The 13,818-nt window shown below is 64.2% G+C and carries 11 protein-coding genes and 5 tRNA genes; 2 read left to right on the forward strand and 14 right to left on the reverse strand.

Annotation, left to right across the window (positions count from 1 at the left end; all coding sequences use genetic code 11):
- Positions 1 to 107 precede the first annotated feature (107 nt).
- From EMO90_RS01015 to EMO90_RS01060, 10 genes are all read right to left on the reverse strand, one after another.
- The gene (locus tag EMO90_RS01015) at positions 108 to 1,664 is read right to left on the reverse strand and encodes a dicarboxylate/amino acid:cation symporter (protein WP_150353522.1); all 1,557 of its coding nucleotides are present in this window, start codon (positions 1,662 to 1,664) and stop codon (positions 108 to 110) included.
- Between the two features lie 94 nt (positions 1,665 to 1,758).
- Positions 1,759 to 2,547, reverse strand: coding sequence for a hypothetical protein (locus EMO90_RS01020; RefSeq protein ID WP_150353521.1), 789 nt, complete (start codon positions 2,545 to 2,547; stop codon positions 1,759 to 1,761).
- A gap of 392 nt (positions 2,548 to 2,939) precedes the next feature.
- The gene (locus tag EMO90_RS01025; protein ID WP_150353520.1) at positions 2,940 to 4,217 is read right to left on the reverse strand and encodes a histidine kinase; all 1,278 of its coding nucleotides are present in this window, start codon (positions 4,215 to 4,217) and stop codon (positions 2,940 to 2,942) included.
- On the reverse strand, positions 4,214 to 4,900 hold the full coding sequence (locus EMO90_RS01030; RefSeq protein ID WP_190971952.1) for a DNA-binding response regulator: 687 nt from the start codon (positions 4,898 to 4,900) through the stop codon (positions 4,214 to 4,216). Before EMO90_RS01030 ends, EMO90_RS01025 begins: the two co-directional genes overlap by 4 nt.
- Before the next feature lie 78 nt (positions 4,901 to 4,978).
- Complete coding sequence (locus EMO90_RS01035) at positions 4,979 to 5,770, reverse strand: putative ABC transporter permease (protein ID WP_223849685.1); 792 nt, start codon at positions 5,768 to 5,770, stop codon at positions 4,979 to 4,981.
- Positions 5,771 to 6,256: 486 nt separating this feature from the next.
- A tRNA-Gly gene (locus tag EMO90_RS01040) sits at positions 6,257 to 6,329 on the reverse strand.
- A 31-nt stretch (positions 6,330 to 6,360) separates the two neighbouring features.
- A tRNA-Val gene (locus EMO90_RS01045) sits at positions 6,361 to 6,433 on the reverse strand.
- A gap of 52 nt (positions 6,434 to 6,485) precedes the next feature.
- Positions 6,486 to 6,557, reverse strand: a tRNA-Val gene (locus tag EMO90_RS01050).
- 28 nt (positions 6,558 to 6,585) lie between these two features.
- Positions 6,586 to 6,656, reverse strand: a tRNA-Cys gene (locus EMO90_RS01055).
- Between the two features lie 28 nt (positions 6,657 to 6,684).
- A tRNA-Gly gene (locus EMO90_RS01060) sits at positions 6,685 to 6,757 on the reverse strand.
- Between the two features lie 191 nt (positions 6,758 to 6,948).
- Here EMO90_RS01060 and EMO90_RS01065 point away from each other — a divergent pair.
- On the forward strand, positions 6,949 to 7,785 hold the full coding sequence (locus EMO90_RS01065) for a PAC2 family protein (RefSeq protein WP_223849684.1): 837 nt from the start codon (positions 6,949 to 6,951) through the stop codon (positions 7,783 to 7,785).
- A gap of 128 nt (positions 7,786 to 7,913) precedes the next feature.
- Here EMO90_RS01065 and EMO90_RS01070 read toward each other — a convergent pair whose 3' ends face one another.
- Positions 7,914 to 8,840 (reverse strand): undecaprenyl-diphosphate phosphatase, encoded by a 927-nt coding sequence (locus tag EMO90_RS01070; protein WP_150353517.1) that lies wholly within the window; start codon positions 8,838 to 8,840, stop codon positions 7,914 to 7,916.
- 177 nt (positions 8,841 to 9,017) lie between these two features.
- Here EMO90_RS01070 and EMO90_RS01075 point away from each other — a divergent pair, with 177 nt between their 5' ends.
- Positions 9,018 to 9,812, forward strand: a complete 795-nt coding sequence (locus EMO90_RS01075; RefSeq protein ID WP_150353516.1) for a fructosamine kinase family protein — start codon at positions 9,018 to 9,020, stop codon at positions 9,810 to 9,812.
- 121 nt (positions 9,813 to 9,933) lie between these two features.
- On the opposite strand, the gene EMO90_RS01080 is transcribed toward EMO90_RS01075, so the two are convergent.
- The 3 genes from EMO90_RS01080 to hrcA form a co-directional block, all read right to left on the reverse strand.
- Positions 9,934 to 11,196 (reverse strand): Fic family protein, encoded by a 1,263-nt coding sequence (locus EMO90_RS01080; RefSeq protein WP_150353515.1) that lies wholly within the window; start codon positions 11,194 to 11,196, stop codon positions 9,934 to 9,936.
- Between the two features lie 266 nt (positions 11,197 to 11,462).
- Positions 11,463 to 12,614 (reverse strand): molecular chaperone DnaJ, encoded by a 1,152-nt coding sequence (gene dnaJ, locus EMO90_RS01085; protein WP_150353514.1) that lies wholly within the window; start codon positions 12,612 to 12,614, stop codon positions 11,463 to 11,465.
- Between the two features lie 53 nt (positions 12,615 to 12,667).
- Positions 12,668 to 13,765 (reverse strand): heat-inducible transcriptional repressor HrcA, encoded by a 1,098-nt coding sequence (hrcA, locus tag EMO90_RS01090; protein ID WP_150353513.1) that lies wholly within the window; start codon positions 13,763 to 13,765, stop codon positions 12,668 to 12,670.
- Between the last annotated feature and the right edge of the window lie 53 nt (positions 13,766 to 13,818).

The raw sequence follows: 13,818 nt of genomic DNA on the forward strand, positions 1-13,818 counted from the left end.
ATGAGCGGATCCGATGGCCCGCGTCCCCATTTCGGGTTGCAGGTCATCGGATCCGCTCATTTCATGTCATGCATGCGATCTGGCACATGCGATCGCCGGGTTGCGGATCAGTCCTTCTTGTCCGCATCCTTGTTGGCGCCCGGATGGATGCCGCACTGGTCGTCATTGCCGGTGCCCTCAAGCGCGGAGGAGGGCGAGAAGCTCAGCAGGTTGCCGCTGCCGCCGTTCTGGAACGCGGCCAGCGCGGAGGGCTTGGAGGACTCCCCCGCAGCCGGTACGGCGGAGGCGATCGGCGCGGCCTGCTTGGCGCCGACGGCCTCGAGCTCGTCGTCGTTGGCATCCTCGTCCACGAATGCCTTGCGTCCGTAGTAGAGGTCCTGATCGAGCTCCTGCTCGGTGGCTGCGACGATCACCGCGGTGTTGGCGGCGCCGGCCACGTTCAGCGCGGTGCGGCCCATGTCCACGATCTGCGAGATCGGCTGCGAGATGGCGATGAACGGGATCGGCAGGCCGGCAGCGGCGAACAGCGAGGTCGCCGTGATCGTGGCGGTGCCCGGCACGCCCACCGTGCCGATGGACACGAGCAGGGCCAGCACCACCAGGAACAGGTACTGGGCGGGCGAGTAGGAGATGCCCTGCGCGTTCACCGCGAACACGGCCAGCAGGACGGGCCACACGCCGGCGCAGCCCGGCATGCCCAGGTTCGCGCCGAGGCTGGCCACGAAGGAGGCGATCTCGCCGGGCACGCCGTTGGCGCGCAGGTTGCGCACGGTCACCGGGATCGTGCCGATGCTGCTTTCGGAGGTGAAGGCCACCACGCCGGTGGGCCAGAACGCCTTGAAGAACGGCACGGGGTTGACGCGGGCGGCCGCGGACAGGATGAGCGGCTGGATCAGGAACAGCTGGATGATCATGGCGATGTACGCCACCACCAGCACGGTGAGCAGCGGCAGCAGGGCGGCCACATCGCTGTTGCTCACGGCGGCGGCGATCAGCGCGAGCACCGCGTACGGGGTGAAGCCCACCACGATCTGCGTGGCCTTGGAGAGCACCACGTTGCCGGCGTCCACGAATGCCTTGAAAGGATGGACGGCCGCGGCGCCCTTGGCGGTCTTGGCGGCCTGATTGTAGGCCACCGCCACCAGGATCGCGAAGATGACCACCGGCACCACCTGGTTGGAGTACCAGTTCTTCACCAGATTGGTCGGGAACAGGGCCACGATGGTGTCCAGCACCTCCGGAACCTCACGCTGCTTGTAATCGGTGGGCAACGTGAACTGGAAGCCCTGGCCCACGCGGAACAGCAGGGCCAGTCCGAGCGTGATCAGCGCGGCCGTGGCGGTGTTGATGAGCAGGAACACCACGGTCTTGACGCCGATGCTGCGCAGCTTGAGCGATTCGCCCAGATTGGTGATGCTCGCGATCACGCTGAACAGCAGCAGCGGCACCACGATCGCGGCGATCGCGTTCGACCACACGTCGCCGAACGCCGCCACATAATCCGTATGCTCCTTGAATGCGACGCCCACCACGATGCCCAGCGCGGTCGCGATGAGCACGCGGGCGCTGAAGCCCGCCTTCTTGCTGACGCTCAGATATCCCAACCCGGCGAACAGCACCACGGTGACGGCAAGCGCCACCCAGTTCAATGCCGTATCCGACATGATCTTCCTCTCGTTGTTCGATGTAATCGATTCCACCGTACTGTAGGGGAAAATCCGCCGGGTCGGAAGGGTTATCGGATTTTTCGATAGGAGCTTATTGCGCGCCCCGGTTCTCACCGCTGTATTCCGCCTGCCCGAAGTAGCGCATCGGCACGCCGTTGGGGTTTTGGAAGCATTGGTTCAGCTTGTATTCCTCGCTGCCCGCGGGCTTGCTTACGAATTCCGCCCAGTGTTCGTCGCCCTTGCCGAAGAATTCTTCGCCCAGCTTCATCACGCCGGTGCTGATATCCCCGAAGCCGTATGCCACCGACCGCGCCCTGTCCGCATAAGCCGGCGCGTTGGCCGCAATGCACCGGACGATCGCGTCGAACTTGCGGCGGTCGTAGGCGGCCCAGTCCACCGCGGCCTGCGCCATCTCATCCACCTTGTCGAACACCTTGCACGGTTCCCGATGCTCCTTCTCCAACTTGTCATTGTTCGCCATGAGCGCCTTGCCCTCGGCACTGCGGAGATACGAGGAGAAATCGTCCTGCGTCGTGCCCGAAGCGTCCGGGTCATGGAATCGCTCCGGCAGGCGCTGGTAGCCCGGCACATCCGGATCGAGTCCCCAGCTGCCGCCGTCGACCCAGTAGTAGATGTCCAGGTCGATGGCGTACGAGCCGGAGAATCCGTTCTCATCCATGCACTGGTAGTACGACTCGATCGCCTGCTCGGTCTCCGCGCGCGTGACCTTCCCATCCGCCATGATGGCGTCCGCGATGGCCTGCCAGTTGCCGTTGGCGCTTGCCACGTCACCGTCCACGAACCGCTCGTTCGACGCGGATTGGTTTGGCATGCCGCATGCCGCGCACATTGCGAACACGGTGGCCGCAATCGCCGCCATGGCCGGAATCCTGTGATGCCTCATCGTCATCGCCCCCTTTCGAGTGGCCGGGGACCGGTCGATCCCCGTACTTCCAGCCTATGAGACCGCCGAGGCGCGTTGGGCCACGCCCGTCGTCCGCCGGATGACAGCTTTCCGCCATCCCAAGTAAAGCGAAGGATCCTTCGACTACGCTCAGGATGACGAGAGTTGCATTCTGTCATCCTGAGCGGAGCCCGATAGGGCGGAGTCGAAGGATCCTTCGTCATTTCGCACAGGGTCATAGTGCAGAAGGGCTAAGGATCCTTAATCTTGTGCACAAATCAAGGATCCTTCGACTCCGCTACGCTGCGCTCAGGATGACGGGAGGGCTGCTCCCAGCGCTCAGGATGAAGAAGCAGACCGGTTCATGCTCACTCCGTCGCGTTGGGGATGAACGCGGAGAGCAGCCATTCGCCGCCGTCCGACCGGTAGTCGCAGGTGCCGCCGAGCCGTTGGATCGCCCGCGCATGGCGGATCAGCCCGGTGCCGGAGTCGGGCAGAGGTCCGGATGCATCACCGTCGGACGGGCGGATCGCATTGGCCTCGGCGATCGTCACGCCGTCCGCGGTCAGCCCGATGCGCATGAAGTAGGCGTCGTCTCCGGGCGCGCAGTGCCGCAGCAGATTCGCGTACAGTTCCTCCACCAGCGCGTACGCCGCCTCCATCCGTTCCCCGTCGATCGATCCGTCTGACTGGTCGACCACCACGGTCCGCCCGCGGATGTCCAGATCCTCCAGCCTCGGCTCCTGCAGACGCATGATCCCTTCGAACGACCGCTCTCCCATACCCTCCGGACCGCCATTCGCGTCATCGGCGTCGAGCAGGCCGATCACCTTGCGCACGCCCTTGAGGGCATCGGTCGCGTTACGCTCCACGCCCAGCCATGCGGCCCGCGCCGATGCATCCGCGTCCGCATCGGCATCTCCGTCCGATTCTTGCCGGGCGAGTTCCCGTTGCGCCAGCAGCGCAATGTACGAGAGGTTCCCGGTGAGCGAATCATGGATGTTCCTGGCGATCGTCTCGTTGCGTCGCTTGCGTGCCAGCTCCTGCTCGGCGCGCAGACGATCGGCCTGCTTGCGCTCTAGGGACCGGAACCGTCCCTTCAACCCCATCAGCATGCCGATCGCGCACGCCGCAACCGCGCATGCGGCCAGCAGCGCGCATATCCAACCGTATGCATCGGCCGATCCAAACGATTGCGATCGGACGGCGAATGCCAGCCCAAGGCACACCAGCCATGCGGCGGTGGCGATGGCCGCCCATCGCGGTCTGATATATGCCAGCACGGCGATCGCTATCAGCACACCTCCGGCGAACCATGCGAACGTCTCATACCGCATGACGGCGATCCACAGCGCGCTCAGGACGATCATGGCGCACGACGCGATGTCCGGCTTGAATACCAGTCCCACGGTCATGACCAGCCCGCATGCGATCGACAGCGCAAGCAAATGCCGGTTGTACAGCAGATGGAAGTTCAGCAATGGGTTGCCGAGCATGAGCCACAGCTGCCACAGCAGGGCGACGGCGGCCAGTGCGGCATACCACCGGTTGGCGTACAGCGTGCCGGACAGCCACGCGCGGGTTCGGCGGAGCCATCGCGACACCACTCCGGTCTCCCCCGCGGTTTTCGCATTCCTAGCGTTCATGTCAGCAGTCCTTCCGTCCACAGGGCCATGAGTTCGCGCCGGCTGGAGACGCCGAGTTTCCTGTATGCGCGTTGGGCGAGGGTCTTCACGGTCGACTCTCCGCAGTCGAGCTTGGCGGCGATGTCCCCGAACGGGGCGAGCGTCTCGCAGGTCAGCCGCACCACGGCCAGTTCGCGCGCGGACAGCGTGGCGATCGCGCGCTGCACATCCGTCACCGAGACCCGTTCATGCGCGGCCGCGGCGGTGGAAAACGTCACCACGCCGGTTCCCGAGGCCGATCGGTACGGCCACGTCATGCCGTTGCCCACCGCGGAGATCGCGGCCGTGATCACCGCCGGATCGTCCTTGTTGACGATTCCCTGGGCCCCTGCGTCGCGCGCCTTGGCGGCGTACACGTCCAGATTGTATGAGGTGATCGCAAGGATCGGGATGGATGCCGTGCGACTGCGGATCAGCTTGCACAGCGTGATGCCGGACATGTCGGGCATCATCACGTCCGTAAGCAGCATGTCCGGCGCGGTGGCGTCCTCGCCGCACAGGCCGAGCGCGTCGATCGCCGACCGCTGCGCCCACGCCACCCTGTAGCCGAGCATCGTGGCCGTCACATCGCGCAGCGCCCGCAGAGTGAACGGGTCGTTGTCCACAATGCCGACGGTTCTTCTGCTGCTCGACTTGGTCTCCATATCCCCCATCGTATGGCCTTCGCTGGGCCGAAAGGCGGATCGGCGTCATCCGGCGGACGACGGAAGGGGAAAGACCCCCTACCGGCGACGGCTCAGCAGCGTGCGGATCCGTTCGGCAAGCCCGGCGTCACGGGAGGAAGTCAGGCTCGGGAAGATGCGGATCAGACGGCGTTGCTGCCAGCTCAGGGTGCCGCGGATACGCTCGTGGGCCTCCTCGGCAATCGCCTCCACATCGTCGCGCATGCCGGTCATGCGCCGCTCCCAGCGCGCATCCGTCCGGGCGATGTTCGCATCAATGTCGCGGATCTGCTCCAGCCTGAGCGCCTTGAGCTCCTCGGCCACGCGGGCAAGACGCGTGTCGAAGCTCGCCAGACCCGCCACGGTGATCGCGGCGTCGACCACAGTGACCGCAAACAGCAGGCTGGCCGTCAGATCGAGCGCGATCGGCGGCCATGAGTCCACGATCCCTTCAAGCCATGGCTGGACCACCATCACCACGGCCGTGGCCCCAGCGCCGAACGCCAGAAAGCCGTTCAGATACACGCGGCCGTTGATGTTGAACGGCTTGCCGGCGTAATCCCACAGCCGCACGTGGAACAGCACCTCGATCGCCCACGACGACAGGTATTCCAACGTACACGCGATCACGCCGCAGGACAGGAACAGGGCGATTGGATTGGCCACGTCGCCCAGCATGGTGACGACCAGCAGCGCGCCGAATCCGTAGATAGGGCACAGAGGGCCGTTGAGCACGCCTCGGTCCTCGAACCGGTGGCGCAGGACCACGCTCAGACCGGTTTCCCACGCCCATCCCACGAAGGCATACGCCAGCCAGTAGATGAAGTACCGTTCGATGATCGCCAACGCCACCAATGGCCTGCGCCTCCCGTCGATTCGCCGCACCGCCGTCGTGCATGGTCACACGCCGATGGTCAGCACTATATCCGTTTACGACCGGCCGTTCACCTTCGATGGACACAGGATAGCGAATTGATGCCCGATGTTCGCTCATTTACGGGCTGCGCGGGCTGATCTTGCCGATTCACAGCACTATCGGGTCGCAAATCAGGCGAAAAACGGCCCGATGACTCTGCGAATTCGGAATTTCGGCCCGTGCAGCCCGTATTTAGAAGAACAGGGAGCGGAAAACAGCCGTCGCTAAGGCGGCGACGGTCCGGAGAAGCCGGACACCGTAGGGCGCAGTCGAAGGATCCTTAACAGGCTATTCTCCGCTGCGCTTCGCTCAGGATGACACTGTGCCCGTCCCCTACGGGCGCCGCTCAGGACGACGGTAAAGCCCCAGTGCCGCGTCCGGGAAAACAAAAAGCCTCTCCACGAGGGAGAGGCTTCGATGAGAGCGGACAACGGGACTCGGACCCGCGGTCTCAACCTTGGCAAGGTTGCGCTTTACCAACTAAGCTATGTCCGCAAAGATTCCCGCCGTGAGAAGCAGGAATCAGTGGGCGATGTAGGAATCGAACCTACGACCCCTTCGGTGTGAACGAAGTGCGCTAGCCGCTGCGCCAATCGCCCGAATTGCATTCGGAAATATTCAATTATTACTCCGGACCTAACGGCTCGCGAGTGGGCGATACAAGATTCGAACTTGTGACCCCTTCCGTGTCAGGGAAGTGCGCTACCTCTGCGCCAACCGCCCAGGTCCAACGCGCACAGGCGCGTCCGAGAGGTGGGTACGAGAGTCGAACTCGTCTATACGGCTTTGCAGGCCGCTGCCTAACCGCTTGGCTAACCCACCGTAAGGTCTGTCAACTCATCGGACCTAGAGCGGACAACGGGACTCGGACCCGCGGTCTCAACCTTGGCAAGGTTGCGCTTTACCAACTAAGCTATGTCCGCATGTGAACCGCGGAATTCCTTCCGCCGAAGCACGAGTAACCACTATAACGACATCTCTGTGATTTGCAAAATCAGCGTGTCGCGATCGTGTCGCGCCGGCAAACTTGCGGCGAACCGGACGTTTCGATCGCATTTCACGCCTACGGCGGATTGGCATTTCGGCGCATTATGCGGCGGTTACACTGAGAGGCATGAGTGAAGAGCAAACGACGAAACCCAGCTGTGTGATGGTCAGCGCGTTCGCCGGATGGAACGACGCCTGCCAGGCCGCCACCAATGTGATCCGGCATCTGATCGACACCTACGACTCCCAGCAGGTAGGCAAGATTTGCTGCGCGGGCTTCTACGACTACCAGACCTCCCGCCCCATGCTGTGCACCATGAACGGAAGGCGCAACATCGTCTGGCCGGAAACCTCGCTGTACCGCATCACCATCGACGAGTCGCACAGCATCCTGGTGGAGATGGGACCGGAACCCAACTACCGCTGGCTGGAATTCTGCCACCGCAGCCTGCGGTTCGCCGAGGATGCGGATGTGAAGGACGTCATCTGCCTGGGCGCCATGTTCGCCGACTGCCCGCACACCCGTCCGTTGCCCATCGACGTGACCACCGGCGGGTACAACACGGTCTGCACCGGCGAGGACGACTACACCGGCCCCATCGGCATCCCCACGGTGCTGGACCAGGTGGCGAACGACCATGGCTACAACACCACGTCCATGTGGGTGTCCATCCCGCAGTACCTCAACGGCGAGGAATGCGCGCAGGCCACGCTGCGTCTGCTGGACAGGCTTTCGGACATGCTGGGCGTGGAGCTCAAGGAGGGCGATCTGCCCAGGAAGGCCGCCCAGTGGAAGGCCCAGGCAAGCCTGCTGACGCGCTGCAACGACGATCTGGCCGAATACGTGCGCCATCTGGAGATCGAGGTGGACACGCGGGAAAACGCCAAGTTCACCGAGGCTTCCGGCAACGACATCGCGCAGGAGGCGGAGGCGTTCCTGCGGGACATGGACGGCGGCCGGTGACGGGTTCCCGGAGCGCAGGGATTCCACGGGCGAATATATGAATCGGGGCGTGACCTTCCAATTGGAGGTCACGCCCCGATTCGTTTGCAGCGTGTTTTGCGGCGTTTTTCAGCGCGGGACGGGAGACGTCACGCACCCGCGGCGACGGCGGCCTCCACCGGGGACAGCGCGCCGGTGAGCAGCAGGATCGCCACCACCACGGCCAGGGCGATGCGGTAGATGGCGAACGCCTTGTAGGAGAAGGTGGACACGAACTTCAGGAAGCCGATGATCACGATGTAGCCCACCACGAACGAGACGATGGTCGCGGCGATCGTCGGGCCCCAGCCCGGGAACATGCCGGCGCCCACGCACGCTTCGGACAGCGGGTCGGGGTTGGCGGAGCAGGCGCTCACGTCCTTGACGGCGGAGACCGATTCAAGCAGGCCGGCGCCCAGCACGGCCGGGATGGCCATGAGGAAGGCGACGCGCACGGCAGCCTCGCGGGTGTAGCCCATCGCGCGGCCGAAGGTGATGGTGCCGCCGGAGCGGGAGACGCCGGGGATCAGGGCGAGCATCTGGCCGATGCCAAAGATGATCGCGTCCTTGGCGGTCATGCGCTCCATGGTCTTGATCTGCTTGGAACGGGCGTCGAAGATCCACAGGAGCACGCCGAACAGGGCGAGCACGGTCACGGTGATCCACAGGTTGCGCAGCGTGGTCTCGATCGCGTTCTTGAAGAGCACGCCGGCGATGACGATCGGCAACGTGCCGATGATGATGTACCAGCCCATCTGCGTATCGCGGTTGTGCGCGCCCAGACGGGACTTCCAGTCCTTGCCCTCCTTGCCGAACAGGGATCCGAACCAGGCACCCAGAATGCGGGCGATGTCGCGGCGGAAGTACAGCAGCACCGCCAGCTCGGTGCCGATCTGGATGATCGCCGTGAACGCGGCACCAGGGTCGGAGCCCAGCATGAGGTCGCCGATGATGCGGATGTGGGCGCTCGAGGAGACCGGCAGGTATTCGGTCAACGCCTGAACGAGGCCCAGGAATATAGCTTGGAAGAAATTCATAACCCCTCTTCTAGCTCGGTGGTGCTTATCCGCGTATAAGATTAGCGACACGGGGGGCATAATGCGTGAACGGGGCTGACGTCATCGCGGAACGCACACACTACAATCGCAATCGGCGGCGCGGGCACGCGTCCACGCCGGAATACACCGAAGACAAGGCGTAAGTAAGGAGCAGCAATGTCCGAATACCGCAAGTCGCGCGCATTCGCGCCAAAGGGATTCTTCGAATGCGAGGGCCGTGGGCTGCAGTGGCTCGGCGAGGCGCAGGCGCAGGGCGGCCCGCGTGTCGTGGAGGTGTACGACTGGACGGACGACCATCTGGACATCGAGCGCGTGGATCCCGCCTCCCCCACGCCGGCTGCGGCCCACCGCTTCGGCGCGGCTCTGGCCCGGATGCACGACGCCGGCGCCCCGCACTTCGGATCCGCCCCCGCCGGCTACACCGGCACCTGCTATTTCGGCCCCTTGCAGGACCCCGTGCCGATGGACACCGGAAACTGGGACGACCCCATCACCTATTACGGCGAGGGACGCTTGATCCCGATGGTGGAGATGGGCATCCACCGCGGGGCCCTCGACGCCGATGACCTTAGGGTGACGCGCGAGGTGATCGCCGCGATGCCGGAGATCCTGGGCAAGGCCGCCGACGACAAGCCCGCCCGCGTGCACGGCGACCTGTGGAGCGGCAATGTGATGTGGACCCATGGCACCGACGGCGAGACCGAGGCCGTGCTGATCGACCCGGCGGCCCACGGCGGCCATCGCGAGGAGGATCTGGCGATGCTGCACCTGTTCGGCATGTCGTACCTGCGCAACATCATCGACGGCTACCAGACCGTCCATCCGCTGAAGAGGGGCTTCGAGGACCGCTTCACCCTGTGGCAGCTCTACCCCATCGCCGGCCATTGCGTCTTCTTCGGTGGCGGATACGTGAGCGAATACCGCTCGATGCTCCGCTCGCTGCTGGGCTGAATAAAGGCTCAGCTGTTCTGATTTAATATATAACAGTGTGGCCGGGTGTTATGCAGATAACATAACACCCGGCCACAGGCCTTCCCGGCGCAATTCGCCAAGGTCAAGGCGTTCCGGTCCTTCAGATCTGCGATGAACCACTCTCCGAACCAAGGATCGCGTCACGCATGGCGTTTGAAAGTGCGTAGCGCACGGGACGCTGTCCCATGGCATCGATGGTTCCATCCCGGGTAAGTGCATCCAGCGCATGGCTGACCCTGCTTCGCCCCAATCCCAGTGCCTCGCGCAGTCTTGTACGGGTTACGCTGTGCGGGGCGATCCCGAACAGCTCCTCCTGGACGAGGAGCGCAACGACATTCGCGGCATCATCATTCCACGAATGCTCCGAACGCAGCAGGTCGAGTTGCGAGAACGCGCGCAGGAGGGATGCGCGCTTGTCGGACAGGTCATCGACGATGCGTTTCTGGGCCTGAGCGATGAACTTCAGCATCCTGTATACGAACAAGCTGGCATCACACCGGTTCATCGGATGTTGTGCCTCCTCGAACGCCCTGTAGTACCGGTCCTTTCCATCCGAGATGACGGGACTGAGGCTTACCGCAGTGGGCACGCTCAGATGCTGCCGGAGCTGGAGGGCGAACAGGAATCGTCCGGTGCGTCCGTTCCCATCATAGAAGGGGTGGATGTATTCGAACGCGAAATGGCACAGGGCCGCCCGGATCAACGGCGGAACATCTCGATTGCGGGTGAGTGCCAGCCATTGGGTGAGTGCCACCTTGATCTCCGACTCCGGGGCTATGCCCGTATGGACACGGCGTCCGGAAGATGGATCGTCGATGTACACGGAGCCGATGCGGAACAAATCACCATCCGGCTTGTCGTCCGCGCTGAGCTCGCCGTCGATGATCTTGTCATAGATCACCCGAATGTCCTTAAGGGTTTCCGGCAGGGCATAGTGGGCGGGATCGTCGTCGCTGAGCGCGAGGAACAGTCGGGCGAATTCGCTGAATCGCGCGTGCCCGTCATACTTCAACGCGACTTCGAGCGCCCGGCTTATTTCCTGCCTAGTGGAGCGCACCCCCTCTATGCTGTTGGTGCTTTCCAGCTCCTCTCCGATGAGATCATGTAGGTAAGCTCGGCGCGCGATCGTCGGCAATGCGTTCCACAGAACGGTCACCTCGTTCTCCCGTTCCCGTATCGCATCGGAGAGCGTGGCGAGCTCCCGGAAATTGACGGCGAAGACCTCATACCCGCGCAGGATGATGCCCGAACGGAATGTGCTCCATCCATTGAGACGCCGCGCATATTCCGCGTCGGCGATCTCATCCGGCCTCTCCGTGGAACGGCTCATGTGCACGGTCTGTCTGATGCTTTTGTAGTCCATCCCTACGCGCTCCTTCGTTCCTGTATGACCTTTACGACACCTTTTACATGGATTCTATCGGTCGTTTTTGCCGATTCCGACCTTTAGACGGCCTGCATTGCGGTACGTAACGGTCAATATGACCAATACCGACCGTTACACGTCTCATCCCGCCGTCTTCCGTCATTCTTCGTTCATTCTTCCGTTCCCAATATGCGAAAAGCAGCCATTCTCCCCTACTCGCGCACGGGAGAATGGCTGCTTTCAATGTTCTAGAGGCACGTCCGTCAGCTCAACGCATCCTTCAGCTTCGAGAAGAACCCGCCCTTCTTCGCACCGCCGACGCGGGGCTTGCCGCTCTGAGCCACATGGCCGGCGCCGGAGTCGTGCAGCTGCGAGAACTGGCTGATCAGGTCGCGTTCGCGGTCGTTGAGCTTGGTGGGGATGTGGACGGCGATGTGGGCCACCAGATCGCCGCGCTCCTGGGTGCGCAGCTTGGTGACGCCGAGGCCCTTGAGCGCCACGGTGTCCTCCGGCTGGCATCCGGCGGGGATGGTGATTTTCTGCGGGCCGTCGAACGTCTCGATCTCCAGCTCGTGGCCCAGCACGGCCCAGCTCATGGGCACCTGGATCCAGCAGTGCAGATCGTCGCCGTCGCGCGTGTATTGCTTGTCCGCCTTGATGCGCACGTCGATGTAGAGGTCGCCGGCCGCGCCTCCGCCCTCGCCCACCTCGCCCTGAGAGGCCAGACGCAGACGGGAGTCGTCGCGGATGCCGGCCGGGATCGTCACGCCCACGGAGCGCTTGGTGCGCACGCGGCCGTGGCCCATGCAGCTCGGGCAGGGCTTCTCGATGATGGTGCCGTGGCCCTCGCAGCGTTCGCACGGCGCGGAGGTGACCATCTGGCCGAGCAGGGTGCGCACCACCTTCTGCGCGAAGCCGCGACCCTTGCAGTCGGGGCAGGTGACCGGCTGGGAGCCCGCCTGGGCCCCGGAACCGCCGCATTCCTGGCACAGGGAGAAGGTGTTGATGTCCGTGTGCGCCACGCCGCCGAACACCGCGGTCTTCAGATCGATCGTCACGGAGGCCAGCGCGTCGCGGCCCGGCTGGGTACGCGGGATCGGCCCCTGACCGCCGCCGGAGAATCCGCCGCCGAAGAACTGGCCGAAGATGTCGCCCATGTCCCCCATGTTGAACGCGCCGCCGCCAAATCCAGCCGACGCCTGGGGGTCGTTGGGATCCACGCCCTGATCGTACATCTGGCGCTTGTTCTTGTCCGAGAGCACCTCGTAGGCGGCGTTGACCTCCTTGAACTTGTCCTCGAACTCGGGGCCGGCGATGTCCGGATGATACTTGCGGCTCATCCTGCGATAGGCCTTCTTGATCTCCTCGTCGCTGGCCGTGCGCTCGACGCCCAACACCTCGTAATAATCTGCCACGGTTTCTTTCCTTGTGTCTGTTGAATTCGCTGACATTGTGCCACGGGAGCAGGTCAGACCTGCTCGCCGCTCTCCTCACGGCTCATGAAGCCGGTGAGATAACGCGCCACGGCCCGCACGGCGGCCATCGTGGCGGCGTAGTCCATGTGCGTGGGGCCGATGGACCCCACAAAGGCCACGGGTTCGGCGGCCGCGGCGGACTCGTCCCCGTCCGTCGCCTTGGACGGCGAGCTGGACCGACCGTAGCCGCTGGTGACCACGGAGGCGTGCATGAGGCCCGGCGTATGGGTCTCCGATCCGATGGCCACGCTCACGCCGCCGGCCTTCGAGGACACCTCGCTCAGGGAACTCATGAGCTTCATGAGCACCACCTGCTCCTCCAGCGCGTCGAACAGCGGGGCAAGATCCGCCACGTTCGCCACGGAGGACCGGGTGAGCGTGGAGGCGCCGGCCATGTACAGGTTGCTCGACTGCTCCTGGGAGGCCATGTCCCCGAACACCTCCGCAAGGGACGCGCCAAGCGACTGCATGCCGGTGAAGGCCGGGGATGCGCTGATGCGCCCCACGCATTCGGCGGCCTGCAGCAGGGACATGCCCTGGCACTGCTCATTGACGGCATCGGACAGTTTCGCCACACCGTCGGCGTCCGGGCAGTCCGCGAGGTTCAGCGTGCGCTGGGCCACCCGACCGGTGTCCGTGATGACCACCACCAGCAGCACGCCGGGCGTGAGAGGGACGATCTCCAACCGGCGCAGCGCGGACCTGGCCAGGGACGGCGAGGCGACCACGGCCACCTGCCCGGTGATGCGCGACAGCAGACGGGCGGCGCGCTGCAGCGTGTCCTCGAGGCTGACGGACCCGGACAGGAAGGTGTCGATGCCTCGCCGCTGGGCGGCGGACAGCGGCACCACCGTGGCCAGCTTGTCCACGAAATACCGGTACCCCTTTTCGGTGGGGATGCGTCCGGCCGATGTGTGCGGCTGGACGAGGTAGCCCTCGTCCTCCAGGGCGGCCATGTCGTTGCGCACGGTCGCCGAACTGACGCCCAGCGCGTGGTCGCGGGTGATCGACGAGGAGCCGACCGGCTCCTGCGAGCGGATGTAGTCCTCGACCACGGCGCGCAGCACCAGCATGCGGCGGTTGTTCGTCATGCGCGCCTCCTTATGTGCGGTTGCGAATGAATTGTTGGTGAATTTCCAACCTT

It is taken from the genome of Bifidobacterium vespertilionis (genome assembly GCF_008698145.1).
Lineage (GTDB): Bacteria > Actinomycetota > Actinomycetes > Actinomycetales > Bifidobacteriaceae > Bifidobacterium > Bifidobacterium vespertilionis.

What these genes read in the sequence shown, in the direction of transcription:
- EMO90_RS01025 (WP_150353520.1), bottom strand. Translation starts at nt 4,217, where the DNA reads ATGAACGCTAGGAATGCGAAAACCGCGGGGGAGACCGGAGTGGTGTCG.
- EMO90_RS01065 (WP_223849684.1), top strand. Translation starts at nt 6,949, where the DNA reads ATGAGTGAAGAGCAAACGACGAAACCCAGCTGTGTGATGGTCAGCGCG.
- EMO90_RS01030 (WP_190971952.1), bottom strand. Translation starts at nt 4,900, where the DNA reads ATGGAGACCAAGTCGAGCAGCAGAAGAACCGTCGGCATTGTGGACAAC.
- EMO90_RS01070 (WP_150353517.1), bottom strand. Translation starts at nt 8,840, where the DNA reads ATGAATTTCTTCCAAGCTATATTCCTGGGCCTCGTTCAGGCGTTGACC.
- EMO90_RS01080 (WP_150353515.1), bottom strand. Translation starts at nt 11,196, where the DNA reads ATGGACTACAAAAGCATCAGACAGACCGTGCACATGAGCCGTTCCACG.
- EMO90_RS01015 (WP_150353522.1), bottom strand. Translation starts at nt 1,664, where the DNA reads ATGTCGGATACGGCATTGAACTGGGTGGCGCTTGCCGTCACCGTGGTG.
- EMO90_RS01075 (WP_150353516.1), top strand. Translation starts at nt 9,018, where the DNA reads ATGTCCGAATACCGCAAGTCGCGCGCATTCGCGCCAAAGGGATTCTTC.
- EMO90_RS01020 (WP_150353521.1), bottom strand. Translation starts at nt 2,547, where the DNA reads ATGGCGGCGATTGCGGCCACCGTGTTCGCAATGTGCGCGGCATGCGGC.
- hrcA (WP_150353513.1), bottom strand. Translation starts at nt 13,765, where the DNA reads ATGACGAACAACCGCCGCATGCTGGTGCTGCGCGCCGTGGTCGAGGAC.